General features: G+C 57.1%; 22 protein-coding genes. 17 read left to right on the top strand and 5 right to left on the bottom strand.

From position 1 onward, the window contains the following. From GIW79_RS23715 to GIW79_RS23690, 6 genes are all read left to right on the top strand, one after another. The coding region (locus tag GIW79_RS23715; RefSeq protein WP_236477420.1) for a tRNA (adenine(22)-N(1))-methyltransferase at positions 1-550 on the top strand (550 nt) is incomplete at its 5' end. Positions 551-768: 218 nt separating this feature from the next. Beyond that, complete coding sequence (locus GIW79_RS23710) at positions 769-1,395, top strand: glutathione S-transferase family protein (RefSeq protein WP_034126187.1); 627 nt, start codon at positions 769-771, stop codon at positions 1,393-1,395. A gap of 204 nt (positions 1,396-1,599) precedes the next feature. After that, positions 1,600-3,330 carry an OPT family oligopeptide transporter gene (locus tag GIW79_RS23705; protein WP_181125060.1) on the top strand — a complete coding sequence of 577 codons (1,731 nt, stop codon included), beginning with the start codon at positions 1,600-1,602 and terminating at the stop codon, positions 3,328-3,330. 110 nt (positions 3,331-3,440) lie between these two features. Continuing rightward, entirely contained in the window at positions 3,441-4,181 is a 741-nt protein-coding gene (locus GIW79_RS23700; protein WP_236453713.1) for a BPL-N domain-containing protein, read from the top strand. Between the two features lie 138 nt (positions 4,182-4,319). Beyond that, on the top strand, positions 4,320-5,726 hold the full coding sequence (locus tag GIW79_RS23695) for an amino acid permease (RefSeq protein ID WP_057977547.1): 1,407 nt from the start codon (positions 4,320-4,322) through the stop codon (positions 5,724-5,726). Between the two features lie 22 nt (positions 5,727-5,748). Further along, on the top strand, positions 5,749-6,834 hold the full coding sequence (locus GIW79_RS23690; protein ID WP_057977549.1) for a GlxA family transcriptional regulator: 1,086 nt from the start codon (positions 5,749-5,751) through the stop codon (positions 6,832-6,834). A gap of 144 nt (positions 6,835-6,978) precedes the next feature. Here GIW79_RS23690 and GIW79_RS23685 read toward each other — a convergent pair whose 3' ends face one another. Continuing rightward, positions 6,979-7,359: a cupin domain-containing protein gene (locus tag GIW79_RS23685; RefSeq protein ID WP_034126192.1), complete on the bottom strand. Its 381-nt coding sequence runs from the start codon at positions 7,357-7,359 to the stop codon at positions 6,979-6,981. Between the two features lie 186 nt (positions 7,360-7,545). Between GIW79_RS23685 and GIW79_RS23680 the strand changes: the two genes are divergently transcribed. Then, entirely contained in the window at positions 7,546-8,262 is a 717-nt protein-coding gene (locus tag GIW79_RS23680) for a class I SAM-dependent methyltransferase (RefSeq protein ID WP_054896288.1), read from the top strand. A 36-nt stretch (positions 8,263-8,298) separates the two neighbouring features. Here the strand turns inward: GIW79_RS23680 and GIW79_RS23675 are convergent, their stop codons facing one another. Then, positions 8,299-8,664: a hypothetical protein gene (locus GIW79_RS23675; RefSeq protein WP_054896287.1), complete on the bottom strand. Its 366-nt coding sequence runs from the start codon at positions 8,662-8,664 to the stop codon at positions 8,299-8,301. A 138-nt stretch (positions 8,665-8,802) separates the two neighbouring features. On the opposite strand from GIW79_RS23675, the gene GIW79_RS23670 reads away from it, so the two are divergent. Beyond that, positions 8,803-8,946, top strand: a complete 144-nt coding sequence (locus GIW79_RS23670; protein WP_157717990.1) for a hypothetical protein — start codon at positions 8,803-8,805, stop codon at positions 8,944-8,946. Between the two features lie 31 nt (positions 8,947-8,977). Here the strand turns inward: GIW79_RS23670 and GIW79_RS23665 are convergent, their stop codons facing one another. Then, positions 8,978-9,631, bottom strand: a complete 654-nt coding sequence (locus tag GIW79_RS23665) for a cytochrome b (RefSeq protein WP_232458787.1) — start codon at positions 9,629-9,631, stop codon at positions 8,978-8,980. Between the two features lie 329 nt (positions 9,632-9,960). Here GIW79_RS23665 and GIW79_RS23655 point away from each other — a divergent pair, with 329 nt between their 5' ends. Then, positions 9,961-10,689, top strand: a complete 729-nt coding sequence (locus GIW79_RS23655; RefSeq protein WP_089042004.1) for a hypothetical protein — start codon at positions 9,961-9,963, stop codon at positions 10,687-10,689. 52 nt (positions 10,690-10,741) lie between these two features. Here GIW79_RS23655 and GIW79_RS23650 read toward each other — a convergent pair whose 3' ends face one another. After that, positions 10,742-11,284 carry a GNAT family N-acetyltransferase gene (locus GIW79_RS23650; protein ID WP_236453716.1) on the bottom strand — a complete coding sequence of 181 codons (543 nt, stop codon included), beginning with the start codon at positions 11,282-11,284 and terminating at the stop codon, positions 10,742-10,744. Positions 11,285-11,444: 160 nt separating this feature from the next. On the opposite strand from GIW79_RS23650, the gene GIW79_RS23645 reads away from it, so the two are divergent. Next, positions 11,445-11,678: a hypothetical protein gene (locus tag GIW79_RS23645; protein WP_003192651.1), complete on the top strand. Its 234-nt coding sequence runs from the start codon at positions 11,445-11,447 to the stop codon at positions 11,676-11,678. A gap of 6 nt (positions 11,679-11,684) precedes the next feature. On the opposite strand, the gene GIW79_RS23640 is transcribed toward GIW79_RS23645, so the two are convergent. Then, positions 11,685-12,179, bottom strand: a complete 495-nt coding sequence (locus tag GIW79_RS23640; RefSeq protein ID WP_236453718.1) for a GNAT family N-acetyltransferase — start codon at positions 12,177-12,179, stop codon at positions 11,685-11,687. Between the two features lie 119 nt (positions 12,180-12,298). Between GIW79_RS23640 and GIW79_RS23635 the strand changes: the two genes are divergently transcribed. The 7 genes from GIW79_RS23635 (at position 12,299) to tnpC (ending at position 19,257) form a co-directional block, all read left to right on the top strand. Further along, complete coding sequence (locus GIW79_RS23635; RefSeq protein WP_236453720.1) at positions 12,299-12,814, top strand: GNAT family N-acetyltransferase; 516 nt, start codon at positions 12,299-12,301, stop codon at positions 12,812-12,814. Positions 12,815-13,251: 437 nt separating this feature from the next. After that, positions 13,252-13,998 carry a hypothetical protein gene (locus GIW79_RS23630; protein WP_236453722.1) on the top strand — a complete coding sequence of 249 codons (747 nt, stop codon included), beginning with the start codon at positions 13,252-13,254 and terminating at the stop codon, positions 13,996-13,998. Positions 13,999-14,200: 202 nt separating this feature from the next. Further along, positions 14,201-15,325, top strand: coding sequence for a glycosaminoglycan attachment protein (locus GIW79_RS23625; protein ID WP_139129531.1), 1,125 nt, complete (start codon positions 14,201-14,203; stop codon positions 15,323-15,325). A gap of 666 nt (positions 15,326-15,991) precedes the next feature. Continuing rightward, positions 15,992-16,549: a hypothetical protein gene (locus tag GIW79_RS23620; protein WP_069558284.1), complete on the top strand. Its 558-nt coding sequence runs from the start codon at positions 15,992-15,994 to the stop codon at positions 16,547-16,549. A 456-nt stretch (positions 16,550-17,005) separates the two neighbouring features. Then, positions 17,006-17,326 carry an IS66-like element accessory protein TnpA gene (gene tnpA, locus GIW79_RS23615; protein WP_194438215.1) on the top strand — a complete coding sequence of 107 codons (321 nt, stop codon included), beginning with the start codon at positions 17,006-17,008 and terminating at the stop codon, positions 17,324-17,326. Next, on the top strand, positions 17,323-17,658 hold the full coding sequence (gene tnpB, locus GIW79_RS23610; protein WP_004575513.1) for an IS66 family insertion sequence element accessory protein TnpB: 336 nt from the start codon (positions 17,323-17,325) through the stop codon (positions 17,656-17,658). Before tnpA ends, tnpB begins: the two co-directional genes overlap by 4 nt. A 63-nt stretch (positions 17,659-17,721) precedes the next feature. After that, positions 17,722-19,257: an IS66 family transposase gene (gene tnpC / locus GIW79_RS23605; RefSeq protein WP_236453728.1), complete on the top strand. Its 1,536-nt coding sequence runs from the start codon at positions 17,722-17,724 to the stop codon at positions 19,255-19,257. Positions 19,258-19,264 lie beyond the last annotated feature (7 nt).

Below are 19,264 nucleotides of genomic sequence, written 5' to 3'. Positions count from 1 at the left end.
GGAAGTGGCCGCGACACCGTTTTATGCGGCCAACCGTACCGTGGCCGACAACGGCCTGACGCAGCACATCACCGTGCGTCTGGCCGATGGTTTGGCGGCGATTGAAGCGGGCGATGACATTACCGCTGTCAGCCTGTGCGGCATGGGTGGCGAGACGATCCGCGACATTCTCGACAGCGGCAAGGCGCACCTCAATGGCCGGGAACGCCTGATCCTGCAACCCAATGGCGGCGAGCAGCCGCTGCGTCAATGGTTGATGGAGAACGGCTACCAGATCCTCCATGAAGAGTTGCTGCGGGAAAACCGCTTCTACTACGAAATCATCGTCGCCGAACGCACCGAGGCGATGACCTATACCGCCGAGCAGCTGTACTTCGGTCCGTTGCAAATGCAGGCGCGTAGCCCGGAATTCCTGGCGAAGTGGCAACGTATATTGCGCGAGAAACGCAAGACGTTGGCCAGTCTCGAACAGGCGCGGCAGGTGGTACCCGAGCAGAAAGTGCAGGAGATCGTGCAGCAGGTGAAGTGGATCGTTCAATTGCTTGCCTGACCGCCACCGGTCCAGTGTGGGAGATGTGGAGCCTTAGCGAGGCTTCGAGCGGTGTATCAGGCAACATCCATGTCGTGAATGCCGCAGCCTTCGAAGCCTCGCTAAGGCTCCACATCTCCCACATTTGATCGCGCCGGCCGGTGCTGCCTGGCGACATTCGCGGCACTTCACCGCTACGCTGTAGTCTTCTCTTAAATCCCCCCCAAGGTGTTGCCTCGATGATCACTGTTCACCACCTCAACAACTCCCGCTCGCAACGTATCCTGTGGGCGCTTGAAGAACTGGGCCTGCCCTACGACATCAAGCGCTACCAGCGCGACGCCAAGACCAACCTGGCGCCGCCTGAACTCAAGGCCATTCACCCCCTGGGCAAATCCCCGGTGATCGAAGACGGCTCTCGTGTGCTGATCGAGTCCGCCGCGATCATCGACTACCTCATCCGCCGCCACGGCAACGGCCAACTGCAACCCGACCCGGCTACCGACGCCTATGACAGCTATGTGCAATGGCTGCATTTTGCTGAAGGCTCGGCGATGTTGCCGTTGATGCTCAACCTCTACGTCGGACGCCTGGGTGAAGCGGGCGCACCGCTGCATCCGCGGATCGAATCGGAGCTGGCCAATTACCTGGGCTACCTGAATGACGTGCTGGGCCACACGCCGTACCTGGTGGGCGACGCACTCAGCGGCGCGGATATCCAGATGAGCTTTATCGGCGAAGTCGCCCAGGCCCAGGGCAAATTGCAGGCCTACCCGAACTTGGCCGCATGGCTGCAAAAGCTCCAGGCGCGCCCGGCATACCGCAAGGCGGTGGAGCGGGGCGGGGAATACGCGTTCGCCAAATAGCGGGCCCACCGACACCGCCTCCTGTAGGAGCGAGCTTGCTCGCGAAAAACGTCAACGATAACGCGTGTTTCCTGGATGAACGCGGCGCCTTTGGGTTTTTCGCGAGCAAGCTCGCTCCTACAGAACCCGTTTCGGCAGGTGAACCTTCGAGTCTCCCAGCGCTCACTTAAAAGGTGGCACTGGCTTTTCTCGAAAGGAATCTGCATGCACTCCACCTCGTCAATCGCGCCCGTAGAGCGCGAACTGAGCCTGCGGGCAGTCATTACCGGGATCGTGCTGGGTATCCTGCTGACCCCTTCCAACGTGTACGCAGGCTTGAAGATCGGCTGGTCGTTCAATATGTCGATCATCGCCTTGCTGATCGGTTATGGCCTCTGGCAAGGCCTGGCCCGGCGTTCCGCTGAACACCTGCCGTGGACCCTGCACGAGAGCAATATCAACCAGACCGTGGCCTCTGCCGCGGCGTCGATCATTTCCGGCGGGCTGGTCGCGCCCATCCCGGCTTATACCTTGCTCACCGGCAACCAACTGGCAGCGCTGCCGATGATCGCCTGGGTGTTCTCGGTAAGTTTCCTGGGGATCTGGATCGCGTGGTACCTGCGGCCTTCATTGCTCAATGACAAGGCGCTGAAGTTTCCCGAAGGCATGGCCACCCTGGAGACCCTGCTGCACATCTACAACCATGGTCGCGAAGCCGCCACGCGCTTGAAAGTGCTGCTCGGCGCAGCGTTGTTGTCCGGGTTGGTCAAGTGGGTGGATACCTTTATGTGGGCCTTCCCGCGCTGGTCGCCGAACGCCCAGTTGGAGCGCCTGACCTTCACCGCCGACCCCTCTCTGCTGTTGCTGGGGTTCGGCGGCATCATCGGCATTCGCGTGGGCCTGACCCTGCTGCTCGGCGCCTTGCTGGCATGGGGCGGGCTGGGGCCGTGGCTGTTGGCCAACGGCTTGGTGAGCTTGCCCGCTGACAGCAGCGGCCCGCAATTTGCCGCGCTGGTGGAATGGCTGCTGTGGCCTGGGGTGAGCCTGATGGTGTGTTCCACCCTGGCGTCCCTGGCGATTCGCCTGTGGGCGTTGCATCGCTCAACCCGAGCGGCTGGCGGCACGCCTTGGGCGGTTCCCAAGCCTGGGCCTGCCGTGGGGTTTGCCTTGGCGATTGCGTTGGTGGTGAGCCTGCAAGCGCTGTTGTTCGGTATCAACCTTGGGATGGCGCTGCTAACCATTCCCCTGGCGATCTGCCTGGCCGCCGTGGCGGCGCGGGTGGTGGGGGCGACCGGTATTCCGCCGATTGGCGCCATCGGGCAACTGTCTCAGCTGAGTTTTGGCATCGTTGCGCCGGGCCAGGTGCCGATCAACCTGATGAGCGCCAACACCGCCGGCGGTTCGGCGGGGCAGTGCACAGACCTGATGAATGACTTCAAGGTGGGCAAGGCGATTGGCGCGACGCCGCACAAACAGGTTATCGCCCAGATTCTCGGGATTTTTGTCGGCAGCGTCGTCGGCGTATTCGCGTACCTGGCGTTGATCCCCGACCCGCAAACCATGCTGCTCACCGAACAGTGGCCAGCCCCGGCCGTCGCCACTTGGAAAGCCGTGGCCCAAACCCTGACCCACGGGCTGGATTCGTTGTCACCCAGCATCCGCTGGGCCATTGCTGTTGCAAGCCTGTGCGGCGTACTGCTGGGCATACTCGATAGCACGCTGCCCACCCATCGCGCCCGCTATCTGCCAAGTGCGGCAGCCTTGGGACTGGCGTTTGTCTTGCCTGCGTCGGTGTCGCTGATGATGGCCCTTGGCGCGATCATGACCTGGGCCGTGAGCTGTCGCTGGCCAAGTGTGACGCAGCGCTTTGCGATCACGGCAGCGGCGGGCCTGATCGCCGGTGAGAGCATTACCGGCGTAGGCGCGTCGTTATGGCAGATGCTGGGAAGTGGATAAATGGCCCTCGTGGATTTACAACTCTTCACGAATTCAAAAGGCTCACCGTTATAGGCTTGGCGCTGCGACCACTGGATCAAACCCATTCAACTGACCGTTGAGCCTAGCCCATGAAACTGCCTGCCATCGCTGCCACGTTTCTCGCCGTTGCTACGCTGCATCCTTTACCCGTACACGGCGCAGGCCCCGTCACCCATGTCGCCATCTACCGAGGCCCGGCAGGCTGCCCCGACTGCTCGGAAAACGTGAAAACCGCCCTGCAGCGCCTGGACCCCAATTACCAGATCGACTTCGTCGGTGCCGACGAACCCATCGACATCACCCCGCAAACCCTGGCGCGCTACGATCTATACGTGCAACCCGGCGGTGGCCAGGACATCCCGGCCGCCCTCGACAGCCTGGGCGATGCGCGTGCCGAAGCCATCCGCGATTACGTCGCCAAAGGCGGCCGCTACCTGGGCCTGTGCATGGGCGCCTACCTGGCCGACGACAACAACCTCGGCCTGATCCCCCAGGCGCTTGATACCGAAGCTGGCCGTCCCGGTTTTGAAGTGTCCGGTATTGAGGACGCCGCCGTGCAGGTGACGTGGGACGGGCAGCCTGACTCTGTGTTCTATCAGGACGGCCCGTATTTTCCCAAAGCCAGCGCCGCGGCGTCCTACAAGGTCATCGCGACCTACCACAATGGCGACGTGGCGGCGGCGCGCTACACCTACGAACGTGGCGTGGTTGTGCTGAGCGGGCCGCACCCGGAAGCCGGGCGGGAATGGTTTGAAAATGCCGATATCGAGCTGAGCAAGATGCCGCGTGGCGAGCTGTTCGGGTCGTTGATACGTAGCGCGCAAGAGTAGGGCGCGCCGCCGGTTACTTCAGGATGCCACTATTCCCCATGTCGATATCAGGCACGATGGTGGCGTAACCAGGCTACTTGTGCCTGGCCTCGGGCACTTAAGGTGAAGGTCATTGGCCGCCCGAGAACAACAAAAACAATGACTAGCCTCAACTGCAACGATTCCAACGGTCAGCTTGCGCAGGGCTTCAAGCCGCGCCATGTGACCATGTTGTCCATCGCCGGCATCATCGGCGCGGGGTTGTTTGTCGGCTCCGGACACGCGATCGCCGCCGCCGGGCCAGCGGTGTTGCTGGCTTATCTGTTTTCCGGCCTGTTGGTGGTGCTGGTCATGCGCATGCTGGGGGAAATGGCGGTGGCACGCCCGGACACTGGCTCGTTTTCCACCTACGCCGACCAGGCCATCGGCCCGTGGGCGGGGTTCACCATCGGCTGGTTGTATTGGTGGTTCTGGGTGCTGGTCATTCCCATCGAAGCCTTGGCCGCCGGGCATGTGCTCAATCAGTGGTTCCCTCAGGTTGATGCGTGGCTCTTTGCCTTGGTTTCAATCGTTCTGCTGGTGATCACCAATCTGTTCAGCGTGGCCAAATACGGCGAATTCGAATTCTGGTTCGCCATGGCCAAGGTGATTGCCATCGTCGGCTTTATCGGCCTGGGCTTCAGCGTCCTCATGGGCTGGATCCCGGATCGCGAAGCCAGCGGCTTGAGCCGCTTGATGGAGGAACACGGCGGGTTTGCTCCCAACGGCCTGTCGGCGGTGGTGGGCGCGTTCATTACCATCATGTTCAGCTTCATCGGCACTGAGGCGGTGACCATCGCCGCAGCCGAGTCGAGCAACCCGGCGCAGAACATCGCCAAGGCCACCCGTTCGGTGATCTGGCGCATTGGCGTGTTCTACCTGTTGTCGATCTCCGTCGTGATTTCCGTGGTGCCCTGGAACGATCCGCTGTTGGCCTCCGTGGGTTCCTATCAGCGCGCACTGGAAATTATGAACATCCCCAACGCCAAATTCATGGTCGATGTGGTGGTGTTGATCGCGGTAGCCAGTTGCATGAACTCCTCGATCTACATTTCTTCGCGCATGCTGTTTTCCCTGGGCAAACGCGGCGATGCGCCGCCGGCGCTTAAAATCACCTCGAAGGCGGGCGTGCCCAGGGCGGCGGTGATCGCCAGCACCATCATCGGTGCGGGCGTTACGTTGCTGAGCTACTTCATGCCGGCCGGTCTGTTCCAGTTCCTGCTCGCCAGCTCCGGGGCCATCGCGTTGTTGGTGTACCTGGTCATCGCTATCTCGCAACTGCGTATGCGTCGCTTGCTGCTTCGGCAGAACGTCGAACTGACCTTTCGCATGTGGCTGTTTCCCTGGCTGACTTACCTGGTGATCGTATTCATCTGCCTGGCCCTGGGGGTGATGATGGTGACGCCGGAACACCGCACCGAAGTGTCCTCGACCATTGGCCTGGCGTTGGTGATTTCCTTCATCGGCCTGGTCACGTCGCGCCAGCACAACCGGGCACCCAAGCCGGTGGCGCTGGAACATTCCTGATCACGCCTATGGGGTAGCGGTGATGGAAACCGAGGCATCTGTTTGCCAGACCATCGGCTTTTTGCTGCTGGACCAATTCACGCTGATATCGCTGTCATGTGCGGTCGAGCCGCTGCGCATGGCCAACCAATTGGCGGGCGAAGAACTCTACCGTTGGCAAACCCTGAGCCTGGACGGCCAGCCGGTGTGGGCCAGCGATGGGGTGTCGGTGACCCCGGACGCGTGCGCGCAGGACCAGCGCGGCTTCGATGCGGTGATCGTGTGCGGCGGCGTGGGCATTCAACAGGCTATCAGCCCTGCGCTCATCGCCTGGTTGCGCAGCCAGGCGCGCCTGTACTGTAAACGTCTCGGCGCGGTGTGCACCGGCAGTTGGGCACTGGCCCAGGCGGGGTTGCTCGATGGCTTCCAGTGCAGCGTGCATTGGGAGCTGATGGCGTCGATGCAGGAGGCGTTTACCCGCGTCAAAGTCAGCTCCAGCGTATTCACGCTCGATGGCAACCGCTTTACCAGCTCTGGCGGCACTGCGCCGCTGGACATGATGCTGCACCTGATCGGCCGCGATCACGGGCACACGCTGTCGGCGGCGATTTCCCAAATGTTCGTGTACGAGCGCATTCGCAACGAGCGCGACCACCAACGCGTGCCGCTCAAACACCTGCTCGGCACGCAACAGCCCAAGCTGCAAGAAGTGGTTGCCCTGATGGAATCCAACCTGGAAGAACCCATCGACCTCGACGAACTGGCCGCCTACGTGCACGTGTCCCGCCGCCAGTTGGAGCGCATGTTCCAGAAGCACCTGTACTGCACGCCATCGCGCTATTACCTCAAGCTGCGCCTGACCCGTGCGCGCCAGTTGCTGATGCAGACGCCCATTTCGATTGTCGAGCTGGCGGTGATTTGCGGCTTTGTGTCCACGCCGCATTTTTCCAAGTGCTACCGGGATTTCTTCGGCGTTGCGCCCAGCGATGAGCGCTCGGACATGCGCCTGCATCCGCCGCCTGCGTTACGGCCAGAGGGGCAATCCCGGGCCCCGCAACAGCCCAGGAATACACTGGAGCAGGCGCGCGACGAGCCGACGTTTGCTACGGTGCAGATTCAAAGGCGATAGGGCTTGGGGTTTTCCCGAATGCCAGTAGGAGCGAGCTCGCTCGCGAAAAACTCACAGGCGCCGCGCTCATTCAGGAAGCACGCGTTATCGTTGGCGTTTTTCGCGAGCAAGCTCGCTCCTACAGAAGGCAATAAGCCTCGGCGCTCAAATCCACTGGTCATTCAACGCGGTGCGCTCACCGCCTTCATGCCCGGTATTCAGAATGCCCCTAGGCTCGATCATCATCAGCCTGGCTTCACCTTCGGCCGCCGTCCTGTGCTCAATGCCACGCGGCACCACATACAACTCACCCGGCTTCACATACACCGGGCCCTCCGGCAGGTCGATACGCAGCGTGCCTTCAAGCACCAGGAACGCTTCATCGGTTTCGGGGTGCGAATGCCAAATGAATTCACCCTCGATACGCACCACCTTGAACTGGTAGTCGTTCATTTCGGCAACCACTCTTGGGCTCCATTGCTGATCGATGAGCGAAGCTTTGTGCGCGAGGTTTATCGGTTGGGCGGGTTGCTGTAGGTGAGTCATGCTGAGCCTTCCTGTCGGTGAGAAGGCCAGATTATCCGGGCCGACAGGTCATAGGCTTGTACGATCCTGCAACCCCCTCCACTCCTACGCCCCCGCATTCCCCACGGGAATGCAGCGCATAAAATTAATGCATTTTTCTTACTGCCACGGTTAACGTAATTTCCTTCAAGGCCACGGAGAACCGCCTTGAACTCATCCTCATCCAACCCTGCTGACAAATTCGATACCTCAAGAGCCAACGAGTACGCGCGACAAAGCCGTATCGCGTTGGCGGGCTATGACGCGTGCCAGGATCTGGCAGCCTGCATGCTCGCGGCGAGCCTTGGCGATGCCCCTTCGGCCAAGATACTGGTGGTCGGCGCCGGCGGTACGGCGCAGGAGATCATCGCCATGGCCAACCTTGAACCAGGCTGGTGCTTCATGGCGGTTGATCCCTCGCAGCCGATGCTGGACGCGGCAAGGCAGCAGTTGGAAGCCAACCACCTGCTTGATAGAACAACCCTGCATCTCGGGACGCTTGAAGACCTGGCAGCAGACGCGTCATACGACGCCGCCACCTTGATCGGTGTGCTCCACCATCTGGGGGGGGATGACGCCAAGGACCGGATGCTGCGATCGATTCGGGCGCACCTGAAACCGGGGGCACCGCTGATCGTCGCGGGCAATCATTACGCGTATGCCAGCCAGCCGTTGCTGCTGGCGGCATGGGGCCAACGCTGGCGTCAGCATGGCGCCACCCCGGACGAAGTGAAGGCCAAGCTCGGCAAAATCCTTCAAGGCGCTGACCCGCCCCATTCCGAGGCCGCGGTTCAGAAGCTGTTGCATGACGCTGGCTTCGGCGACGCGACGCGTTTCTTCAGCAGCCTTTTCTGGGGGGCTTGGTTGACGTGCAAGGTGGGGTAGCGAGGTCTCCCGTTGCTCAGTGAGCCGTGGCGCGATTCAGATCCCCCGGAGAGTAGCCAGCCGCCGACGCCAATCGCCGCCATGCCGAAGGTGGCATTCCTCTTCGGAGTCGAAACTGACGCAGCGGGCGATGTTCGGGACGTGCACGTCGGCGTCATCCAGCGCGGCGGTAGTCAGCTCGCGCATACGGGCGTCCCCGCCGGTCGCAAGGGCGCGAGCCTTGCTCGCAACGCTGTCGAACACCCAGATCACCCGCAGGCTTTGGGGAAACGCGTGGTAGTCGACGGTGTGGGTCAACCAGTCGAAGCCCGGAATTTCGACCTTTGCGATCTCGCAGGCGTCGGTCAGCGCCGCGATGAGACGGCGTTCGATACGGGCGTGGTCGCGTGAGGCAGGCGGCATAAAGGAAATCCGTGAATCCTGGGAGTGGGTTGGGGCATCAGGCGATAGGCTGATCAGAGCGGGCGTTATTGAAGCGCGGGGCGCAAGCGTTGCCACTCATTCAAGCAATCCTCGGCAACGATATCCGGGTATCCCCGTTTGTGTTCCATCGCCAACGCGGTGGAGAGGGTACCGCAATGCAAGTGGCCTGGTCATTGCAGCGAAGTGTCATCGACCATCGGCCTGGTCACGGCGCGCCAGCATGGGCGGGCGATCAAGCCGGTGGTGTTGGAGCAATCCTGACAGCGCGGCCCTACCTGTGGGCCGCGTCACTTCAGTGCTGGCGCACCCCTCTTGTCATACGCCGCAGTACCTGCTTATCGCCCTGCCTATAGTGCATGACCACCGCCCCGACATGCCCGAGGATAAGCACCAGCATTGTCCAACCCAGCAAGCTATGAAAGTTGCTGCCCAGATCAACCATCCACTGGATTTTTTCCCCCTCGAACCCCTCCATGACCTGCACGCCAAACGCAGAAAAAGCCCGGCCGGAGCCGTACTGGCGGATCATCCCGATCAGCGGGATCAGGAACATCAGTGCATACAGCATGCCGTGCCCGGCGGCGGCGAAACGGCTGATGCTGAGTGGGCGCCGGTGTTGGTTCAGCAGACTCCAGCTGGCACGTAGGATCAGCAACACCAGTAATAACAACCCTACGGGTTTGTGAAAGGGCCACAGCCATTTATCCAGCGCTGAGTCTGACGCCAGGTAATGGGTTATGGCTGAGCAATAGATCCACGCAAACAACAGGAACATCAGCCAATGCACTGCTCGGCTTACCGAGTCGTAGTGTTCACGTGACCCAGCAGGGGGTGCGCAAGTCGTCATTGTCGTATCCTTCTGGCGAGTCGCCTTGCGTTCTTTTTCAAGCGCATTGAGGCGACAGATGATAAGCGGCCAGAATGAATCTGGCGGTGACCAGATCATATACAAGGAGACACAGGCAGCGGTCGTGTCGAAACATCAAGAAAACATGCATCCCTCAGGGTGTGATCTGGATGCCTAACGGCATGGGCGTAGCCTGTTCAAATCCACCGAGCATTTTCAGCCGTACGCTCCCCACCTTCATGCCCGGTATTCAAAATGCCCCGTGGCGAGCCTTCGAGCATCAGGAATGCTTCGGGCGCGTGTTCGTTCTTGCGCAGGGCGTGGAACGATCAAAAGCTGTGGCGAGGGAGCTTGCTCCCGTGACGGTCTAAAGCTGACGCGTTTATGGTCGATAACCCGTATGAACCCGCTAATCAAGGACCGATTAAATGGCACTTTCCGTTAGCCCTGCCTATATTCCACCGGCCAATCTCAACCTCACGCCTTCTGAGCAGAAGCTCGTACCCCAGGCGTCGACGGACCCCGCCAAGCAAGCCCTGGCAAACGCCGGCCCCGCGGCCATTTACCATCCCAGTGAAGCGGCGACAACCACGGCACAAGCCCCGGAGGCCGTTGATACCTGGGTCGGTCGCTCCGAATCGCCGCACTTTCCTCGTTTCGTCGACCTGTTCAATGGCGCGCAAAGTGCGCTGAAAGCTTCCTTCCAGACATTCGAAGCGAACCTGGCAGCCACTGCGCCCGACCTGGCCAGCACCGGGTACGGTTTTACCGTTGAGGCTGACGGCCGGCTGAAAGTGCTCGATACGGCTGGCCAACTCAGCCGTGAGGCGACCGAGAGGCTGACGGTTCTGCTCAATCAATCCGTTGAGCTGAAAGCCACAGCCGTGGCCTACCGCAACGCCGCCATCGACATGGTAGACGCAGGTTCACCCTGGTCTGGAAGCACCCTGGGCTACTACAGCCTGACCAATGAAAACTTCGCCAGCACTATTGATCTGGCGCCCTTGTTCAGAACGCATGACCCGTCGGATATTAAAGCGGGCAGAAACCAGTTTTTCATAAACCAATTGTCTTCCAACGGCGAGCGCGCGACGCAAGAGACTGAGCGGGCGATGTTGGAGCGGCGTGCCGCCCAGGGGTTCAGCACCCAGGCTTGATCGGCGCAGCCTGCGGCTGTCGTCGAGGACCGGTCGGCGGCAGTGGCCGCGCTTATTGTTCAGGGTTGATCAACGATCTCAACGTATGGTCCTCCCAGATGCCAGCGATTTTCAGATAGGCTCGCGCATGTCCTTCATTCTCAAACCCCAGCGACTCCAGAAGGCGTTCACTTCGCACATTGCGGGGTAAATGATTGGCCATGATCCGATGAAGACCCAACTGCTCAAAGCAGTGTTGGTTAGTGATCTGAAGCGTTCTTTTCATCAGGCCACGGCCTTGGGCTGATTCCGCCAGCGAGAAGCCAAGATGACAGGCCTGAAAAACGTCTCTCACAATGTTCGTGTAGTTACACCGCGCTAGGACCTCTCCGCTCTCGGGTTCAAGCAAGAGGAAACACAGAGCGTTGCCAGCGTGCATATTGTTGACCTGCTGCTCCACCCTGGCCTTGGCGTTGCCCGTGGTGAAATATTCCTCCTCCCTGAGCGGCTCCCAGGGTTGCAGATGCCTGCGATTGACGCGTTCGTAACGGCTGATCCTCTCGAAATCGTCGCACGCCAATGGCCGAAGGCAGTAGCCCTCAACGCAATACTCCATAAGCCCCTCCAGATTGATCAATGGCCCCATCTGACTGCGTAGCCGCAAAGAATAGCGCCGCTGCGCGTAAAGCGACCCCTTTCATGGCAAACAGGTCTACCATGCCAGCCCCGGCAGTGGTTCCACTCGCTCCCGAACTCCATTTTTCAAGGTAGCGATAATGTCCATCGACCAGATCTCCCTCCCCAAAGGCGTCGGCCCTCACGCCGCCAAGCTGCTTGACGCTATTACTGGCGCCTCCACCCATGAAGAACTCAACCGTGCTGGCGGTAAAGCCGAGGGTTTTGTGCTGGGTTTGGAGGCCACCAAGGCGATCAAAAGCCAAATTGCAGAGTCGCTGTATGTGGCGTATGACGACGCGGCGAGCAATCGGGCGGGTGAACTGAAGGGCTAGTGCTCGTCAGCCCATGGTTCCGGAATGAGCGCCAATCGCCGGAATAGGCTGACGAACATAATAATTGTCGAATTCACTGCTTTCGATGAACTGGAAGCCATGGCGGGTATAAAAGCGATTCGAAGCGCTTTCTTTGAGAGCCCCCACTTTGATAGGCAGCGCAGCCGCATCCGCCTCTTTGAAAATCTGAGAGAGAACAGCAGACCCTACCCCTGAACCTTGCGCGCCCGGCCTGACATACAAGTGGTCGAGCAAGAGTTCATTGGGGTGATGTTTGACCACTACGAAACCCACCCTCTCTCCAGACGCCTCGATATAGCGTGTGTCGCGAGCTTCAAAGCCGCCAAGAAACCGCTCCCGCGCACGCACAGGGTCAAATCGCCCAACACGCTCCAGACTTTCGCGCATGGCCTCAATTCGAATGGCTACCAGATTATCCAAGTCGCTTTGTTGAACCGGGACCAAAATGATGGGGGAGTTTTGGTTGGGTGCGACGGGCATATTGGGTGCTCCAACTACCATTCTGGGGGCTCAGTATAGAGAGCCTGATACTGATGAAGCGACCCGCATGATATGTTCACGGCATACATGGAGTAACGGACCCCAGGAAGGAAATGGCCATGCCAGTGGACACCCACGCAATCCGCATTCTCTCGCAACGCCTGAGCATTGAGCCCTTCTGCGAGCAGGACGCTGTTGAGTCTTTCTCTTGTATCTCACCGTCTCTGACTCGCTACATGTCCTGGGAACCGCCTGCCTCACTGGAAGAGTACGCGCAAGTCTGGGGGCAGTGGCTGCCTGCGATAGCGGATGGCAGCGACATCGTGTTCACGGTCAGGGAGCGGGTAGGTGCTCGTTTTACCGGCTTGGTCGGGCTGCACCATACCGGCAGTGAAACGCCGGAGTTGGGGATCTGGGTTCGTGAAGATAAACATGGGTTGGGGTTTGGTGGTGAAGCGGTGCGGGCGGTTGTTCAGTGGGCTAGCCAGTGGGTGGTGGCTAAGTACTTCATCTATCCTGTTGCGACGCAGAATGGTGCGAGTCGGCGTATTGCCGAAGCTTTGGGGGGAGTGGTCATCGAAAGGCGGATGGCGGAGAAATATGATTCGGTTGTGTATCAGATACCGGGGGGTTAGCTCTGGGCATCGGGTTTGCGATTGCTGGCCTGCACGAACGGCAGAAATCGGCCAAATGCGGACGTTCGGCCTTAGGAGCCGATTTGAGCCACATTAGCCATTCAAAAAGGGCGCTTGCGATGGCTCTGGGGCGACGCATGCGTATCGTGGCGCTGGTGCCTTAAGGAGTATTGGGGACCATGATACAAAGCTAGGTAAGGAGGTGATCTATGGCTATGTATGCTGCGGCTTTGGTGTCGAGACAATTGTGGAGCAGCAGCACATTGGATTCATTGCAAGGGCGTGTATCTGCACTGCGAACGGGCAAGCAAAGCCAGCAACAATAGAGGCTTATTGATATCACGATTTATATGCGTTAGCCTCAAGCGACTTAAGGCGACAAGATGCAGAAGGCGGTTGGATAGCTCGCCCATCTCATAACTCACGGAAGATACGCAATGGCTGAAAGCAAAACGCATCAAAGATTCAGAAGCAGAGCTCAGGACCTTGAAATGTATCTCGAGGCGATGGATGCGGCGGCGAGGGTTACTTCAAACCTCCTGGGTCATGCCGAGAATATAAAAAAAGACATCGATAAAGCTCTACCAATCGACTGTTCAAATTATACGCGTTTAAACCACCCTGCCAGAAATCGGGCGAGAATTTACAACTATTGTCGCGCCAAAAATTCTCACTCAGCCATTGTCGAAATTTATGGATATTTTTCTGAGTATATGAGAGATATCCTCAAGGAAATATACAAAAAAGATCCTATGCAAGTCGTCGGGAAGTCACAGAAACTTCTGAATATGACTTTCGCGGATTTGGCAAAAATTAACACTCTCGGCGATCTCCATGGAAAAATGGTAGAGGATGTATTTAGAAGTCTTGAGAATGAGCGAAGCACTATAAAACTCATAGACAAAATCTTAAGCGGCACAGGTGTAAATCTTAGCGAAGCCGACAAAATGTCAGTTTTGCCCTACTTAGAGATGCGTCATTTGATAATCCATAATAACGGAAAAATTGATGCTGAGTTTGAAGTTAAATATGGTGCAGCATTAAAAATCAAAGCAGGAGAAAAGGTTCCCACCGTATTCCCTAATGCGGAAGCCGCAATAAAAAGCGTGAGGGGCTTTATGAAAAAAGTCGATAGTGAACTCGTACGAATGAAATTGGTAACGTCAAATGCCGAGCGACAGTGATATCAACACTATACCAAGAGAGCTCCAGCGAAGGATTATCTGATTATCCTCCAGTTAAAATAGTATTTCCTCGACTGACTGTATTCAGCCGGAAACCGGCAATAAACTGATCGACATAAAATATGTTAGGTTCAAGTCGATCAGATATGGTCCGCAGGTGTCGATTACACTACCTAACTAAGCTTCCCAATAGATGCGAACGATGAAAGTAGACCTATTTAAAGACCCGAGTAGCAATAAGAAAAAATTGCATCCTCAATATATAGAGCTAAGAAATAGCCCGGGCTTTAAACCCGCTCGAACCATTTTGAGGTCCATTCAAAAGACTTTTGTCGACCCGGACGGAAATTTTTCCGAGCAATTTCAGACCACGGGCTTTGATCAAAGGACATTTGAATTATTTTTAAATGAGCTATTTAAATCGCAAAACATTACAGTTGATAGAAGCTATGATCGCCCCGATTTTCTTTTGAGTAGAGGCGAACTAACAATTGCATTAGAAGCGGTAACAGCAAACCCCTCAAATAACAGCGGAATTATTCCGTACTCCATATATCCTGACCTTGCCAGCACAGATAGTGAGTTAAGTGATCTTTATCGCCATGAAATTCCTATACGTCTTGGTAGTCCTTTGTTCTCAAAACTCAAAAAAGAATATTGGACACTACCGCAAGTTCAAGGAAAGCCCTTAGCCATTGCTATTCAAGATTTCAGTCGCCCAGGGTCATTAACTTCTTCATCATCTGCTCTTTCTCAATATCTTTACGGCGTTGAGTATGACGCGCTACGGGACAAATTCGGAAATTTAGTTATTCACCATAATTCTATTCAAGAACATACAAAAGGACAAAAAACAATTCCATCTGGCTTCTTTGATTCACCCGGTGCAGAGAATATATCTGGGGTGCTATTTTGCAATACCGGAACCATTGCCACCTTTAACCGTATTAGTCACGCAGGCAAGGGAAAGGATCCGAATTTAAGAATCTTTCGATATGGAACATGCTATCGGCATGACCCAAACGCCGTCCTTCCCGCTCCCTTTATGTACGAAGTTGGGAGCTATCAAGCTAAAAAAGAGACATGGAACCAAGGGACTGTATTTTTTCATAATCCTAAAGCGCTAAATCCTATCCCGATTGGGTGGATCGGTGCTTCAGCTGATATGTATGTCAAAGACGGTGAACACATAACCACATTTCATGACGACTTTCACCCATATATGTCCTTCACGGAAATATTTAATGACAGCGATAACAAAGCAAAAATTGATGAGCATTTAATTGGGATTTGGAAAAAACTTGCTCAGATTTTCCCCTTGGACTAAATCTATAAACAGGTGGGGACGAAGCCCTACTGCTAGTTTCGGATCCATTGAATGTGTTTGCAAATGGTGGAGTTCCTCCTTGAAGATCACCTGATCTCAATAAAAGAGCGGCAGATTTTTTCTTGTTCTGGAAAATAACTCCACACATTTCTTTTCACAGCTTTTTGACGCATTCTGATATTAGGTGATTAAGAGGTGAGCCTTTTGAGAAATAACTCAATGCATAATTCCGCTCTGCTTTATTTAACGTACGTGTTCCCATGGCAGCGGCCCAAGAAATCCAGTCAGATGCACCCGTCTTGAGGATCTCATCCCTAATCTCTTTGAGCCCAAATGATTGGTCCGGAATTTCAAGAATCTTAGCGCGCGCTATTTTATGATTTGACGTTTTGTCATATAGCTTTAGTATTAGTTCTCCGAATCGTGAAGTCTTTTAAGCGGAAGGGGGACGGATTTATTTCTAGGATAATAAATCTGTCCCCTTTTCGCCGTCCCCTTTTCGCCTTAATAAGGACGTTCCGGACTCGATCGGGCGACAACCCGCATCGACTGAGTAGGCTGGGGAGTGCGCCACGGCGCAATAGGTTCATGCTCCGCCTCAGTCGTCTGGATTCCTCGCTTGGACCCGCTCATACTGGCGTCCCGAAAAAAGCGTAGGCGAGGTCAATGAAAACAGTTCTAAGGATGGCACTGATAGTAATGCTGGTCGCGGCGATCTTTACGGCGCTCGGCTTCGCCGAAAATAACTACATGCTGAGTTTTGGCCTGTTTCTGGCCGTGCTCTCAGGCTTAGTCACCATCGCCTTAGCTGCCACGGCGAAGATTCAAGCTGTACGCGCGATCTTTGTGCCCACACCCGCGGTCGTTGAGAACAAGTCGTTCTCCTTCAGCAACACCACGGCAATACAGAATTACCCTAGCGAGGAGCACCGTGAATTGGCTTCGCTACGCCAGGACCTAAGAACGCTCCAAGATAAGCATGATAGCGCCGCATTTGAGCTTGCCACGCTGAAAACGCATATGCGCCTATGCTTCGATAACATTCGCTACCATGAGGAAATTACACTTCCCTACGCACTGGCAGGTCAGGTCGGGACAATGATCGTTGCAACAATGCTGACGCTAGTCGGAACCTCGTTGTGTGCGTTCCCCGATTGCGCATACATGCTAGCGAAGGCCGTTAATTCACTATTCTTTACGGGCTGGCAGCACGTCGGTCATTGACTTGCAGGCTGAACGCCTCACTACAGCGTTCTGACTCACTCTGGAGATGCCGGCCTGTGACACAGTACGGCACCAATTCGGGGATACGGACCCAGTGAAACGCTAGGTCAACTACTGGCCGAAAGTCGTTAGACGTGACCGGCTGAAACTGGGCAATTGCCGCCTGTCGCGAGAGGCAGCAACCGGTCAGAAGCGGTTACTCGAAGTTGTCTGTGAGCCTAGAGGCGACTCAGAGTGCGAGGGCCTATTGATCACGGTAAAGCGATATCCATTGACGAGCGACATGTGCGGTTAATACCTCAGCCCATGGCTGCCTCAGAGTTCACGGCGTGCTCGCGGTAAAGCGTCTGAATGAGGTAAGCGTCCGGCGAACTCACCTTCCGAACTCCAGCATTAAGGGCGATGGTGTCCGCGTATTTTTAAGCGGACGCGATCACCCTTATCGCCAGGATCTCCATGCGCCAACGAAGCTCTTATCCGAAACCATTCAAAGCTCAAGTCGTTCGAGAATGCCTGCAACCTGGCGCAACCGTGTCCAGTGTCGCCATCAGCCACGGCATCAATGCCAACGTTATCCGCAAATGGATGCCGCTCTATCGAGATCAGCCCGCAGCGGCTTCACTACCGGCATTCGTCCCGCTAAAAGCCGCACCTAAACGGCCAGCCGAAGCACCAGTGATCATCGAGTTGCCCATGGCCGGGCAAGTGATCACGGTGAAATGGCCAACCTCAGATCCTGAAGGCTGCGCGCAGTTTATTCGGGCTGTCACTCGATGATCCGCATCGATGCCATCTGGCTGGCCACCGAGCCGATGGACATGCGCGCCGGTACCGAAACCGCATTAGCCCGAGTGATCGCGGTGTTCGGTGCGGCGAAGCCGCACTGCGCTTATCTGTTCGCCAATCGCCGGGCTAACCGGATGAAAGTGCTGGTGCACGATGGCGTCGGCGTCTGGCTTGCAGCGCGTCGACTGAACCAAGGCAAGTTCCACTGGCCCGGCATTCGCCATGGCTGCGAGGTCGAACTCGACAGCGAGCAACTCCAGGCGTTGGTACTGGGCCTGCCGTGGCAGCGCGTTGGCGCCGGCGGTGTGATTAGCATGCTGTAAACGCCGGCCATTTGGCCGGTCTACTTGTCGTCGTCCCGCGTCTGCTCTGGCACAATCGGCGGCATGACTTTCTCGCCCAACCTCGACCAGATGACCCCGGAACAGCTTCGTGCCTTGGCGGCACAGGCGTTGCAGTTGCAATCCCAGGTTGAGGCGATGAGCAAGAAAATCCAGAACGATGAAACCATCATCGACCATCTGACTTACGAGATCGCCCTGCTCAAACGCCACAAGTTTGCAAGGCACAGTGAGCAAATCAGCCCGGCGCAAGGCAGCTTGCTAGATGACCTGCTCGATGCCGACCTTGAAGCTATCGAGGCCGAGCTGAAGCAGCTCCTTCCGGTTCCGCCACTAGCCGAGCCACGGCAATCTCCGAAACGTTCGCCATTGCCGCCGCAGTTCCCGCGCACCGTGATTCGCCACGAGCCTGAAAATACCCAGTGCGCCTGCGGCTGCCAACTTCAACGCATCGGCGAAGACGTCAGCGAGAAGCTGGATTACACGCCGGGCGTGTTTACCGTCGAGCAACATGTCCGGGGAAAATGGGCCTGCCGTCAGTGCGAAACTCTGATCCAGGCGCCGGTACCGGCCCAGGTTATCGACAAAGGTATTCCGACCGCAGGCTTGCTGGCCCACGTGATGGTGGCCAAGTTTGCCGATCATTTGCCGCTGTACCGGCAGGAGAAGATTTTTGGCCGCGCCGGGCTGTCAATTGCCCGCTCGACCCTGGCGCAGTGGGTCGGACAAACCGGCGTGCGGCTTCAGCCACTGGTCGATGCGCTGCGTGAAGCCGTGCTTAACAAGGACGTGATCCACGCAGATGAAACACCCGTGCAAATGCTTGCGCCAGGCGAGAAGAAAACCCACCGGGCCTATGTCTGGGCCTACAGCACGACCCCGTTTTCGGCGCTCAAATCGGTGGTTTACGAATTCAGCCCAAGCCGTGCTGGCGAACATGCGCGCAACTTCCTGGGCGACTGGAACGGCAAGCTGGTCTGCGACGACTTCGCTGGCTACAAAGCCGGGTTTGAACAAGGCATCACTGAAATCGGCTGCATGGCTCACGCCCGTCGCAAGTTTTTCGATCTGCACGTGGCGAACAAAAGTCAGCTGGCCGAACAAGCACTGCACTCGATCAGCGGCTTGTATGAGGTTGAACGCCAGGCGCGGGACATGAGCGATGAAGATCGGTGGCGAATACGTCAGGAGTTGGCGGTTCCGATCAGCAAAACACTGCATGATTGGATGCTGGCCCAGCGCGATCTGGTACCCAACGGATCGGCCACGGCCAAAGCCCTCGATTACAGCCTGAAACGCTGGGTAGCGCTGACGCGCTACCTGGACGATGGGGCTGTGCCCATCGACAACAACCAGGTCGAGAACCAGATACGGCCATGGGCACTCGGGCGCTCGAACTGGTTATTTGCTGGATCGCTGCGCAGCGGTAAGCGGGCTGCGGCCATCATGAGTTTGATCCAATCGGCGCGCATGAACGGGCATGATCCGTATGCCTATCTCAAGGATGTGCTGAAGCGACTGCCGACGCAGCGGGCCCGTGAGATCGCACAATTGCTGCCGCATCAGTGGGTTCCGTCCTGACTACCCC

It is taken from the genome of Pseudomonas sp. PA-7-1E (genome assembly GCF_021605325.1).
Classification (GTDB): domain Bacteria; phylum Pseudomonadota; class Gammaproteobacteria; order Pseudomonadales; family Pseudomonadaceae; genus Aquipseudomonas; species Aquipseudomonas fluorescens_BV.
The sequence above is the reverse complement of the archived record's forward strand: the minus strand, read 5'-3'. Positions and strand labels throughout refer to the sequence as shown.

Excerpts from the sequence above, each read along its gene's own strand:
- GIW79_RS23685 (WP_034126192.1), bottom strand. The coding sequence starts at position 7,359 with ATGACTCACCTACAGCAACCCGCCCAACCGATAAACCTCGCGCACAAA.
- GIW79_RS23640 (WP_236453718.1), bottom strand. The coding sequence starts at position 12,179 with ATGCCCGTCGCACCCAACCAAAACTCCCCCATCATTTTGGTCCCGGTT.
- GIW79_RS23695 (WP_057977547.1), top strand. The coding sequence starts at position 4,320 with ATGACTAGCCTCAACTGCAACGATTCCAACGGTCAGCTTGCGCAGGGC.
- GIW79_RS23710 (WP_034126187.1), top strand. The coding sequence starts at position 769 with ATGATCACTGTTCACCACCTCAACAACTCCCGCTCGCAACGTATCCTG.
- GIW79_RS23625 (WP_139129531.1), top strand. The coding sequence starts at position 14,201 with ATGAAAGTAGACCTATTTAAAGACCCGAGTAGCAATAAGAAAAAATTG.
- GIW79_RS23675 (WP_054896287.1), bottom strand. The coding sequence starts at position 8,664 with ATGCCGCCTGCCTCACGCGACCACGCCCGTATCGAACGCCGTCTCATC.
- GIW79_RS23700 (WP_236453713.1), top strand. The coding sequence starts at position 3,441 with ATGAAACTGCCTGCCATCGCTGCCACGTTTCTCGCCGTTGCTACGCTG.
- tnpC (WP_236453728.1), top strand. The coding sequence starts at position 17,722 with ATGACTTTCTCGCCCAACCTCGACCAGATGACCCCGGAACAGCTTCGT.
- GIW79_RS23650 (WP_236453716.1), bottom strand. The coding sequence starts at position 11,284 with ATGGAGTATTGCGTTGAGGGCTACTGCCTTCGGCCATTGGCGTGCGAC.
- GIW79_RS23645 (WP_003192651.1), top strand. The coding sequence starts at position 11,445 with ATGTCCATCGACCAGATCTCCCTCCCCAAAGGCGTCGGCCCTCACGCC.
- tnpA (WP_194438215.1), top strand. The coding sequence starts at position 17,006 with ATGCGCCAACGAAGCTCTTATCCGAAACCATTCAAAGCTCAAGTCGTT.
- GIW79_RS23665 (WP_232458787.1), bottom strand. The coding sequence starts at position 9,631 with ATGATCTGGTCACCGCCAGATTCATTCTGGCCGCTTATCATCTGTCGC.
- GIW79_RS23655 (WP_089042004.1), top strand. The coding sequence starts at position 9,961 with ATGGCACTTTCCGTTAGCCCTGCCTATATTCCACCGGCCAATCTCAAC.
- tnpB (WP_004575513.1), top strand. The coding sequence starts at position 17,323 with ATGATCCGCATCGATGCCATCTGGCTGGCCACCGAGCCGATGGACATG.
- GIW79_RS23630 (WP_236453722.1), top strand. The coding sequence starts at position 13,252 with ATGGCTGAAAGCAAAACGCATCAAAGATTCAGAAGCAGAGCTCAGGAC.
- GIW79_RS23635 (WP_236453720.1), top strand. The coding sequence starts at position 12,299 with ATGCCAGTGGACACCCACGCAATCCGCATTCTCTCGCAACGCCTGAGC.
- GIW79_RS23620 (WP_069558284.1), top strand. The coding sequence starts at position 15,992 with ATGAAAACAGTTCTAAGGATGGCACTGATAGTAATGCTGGTCGCGGCG.
- GIW79_RS23690 (WP_057977549.1), top strand. The coding sequence starts at position 5,749 with ATGGAAACCGAGGCATCTGTTTGCCAGACCATCGGCTTTTTGCTGCTG.
- GIW79_RS23705 (WP_181125060.1), top strand. The coding sequence starts at position 1,600 with ATGCACTCCACCTCGTCAATCGCGCCCGTAGAGCGCGAACTGAGCCTG.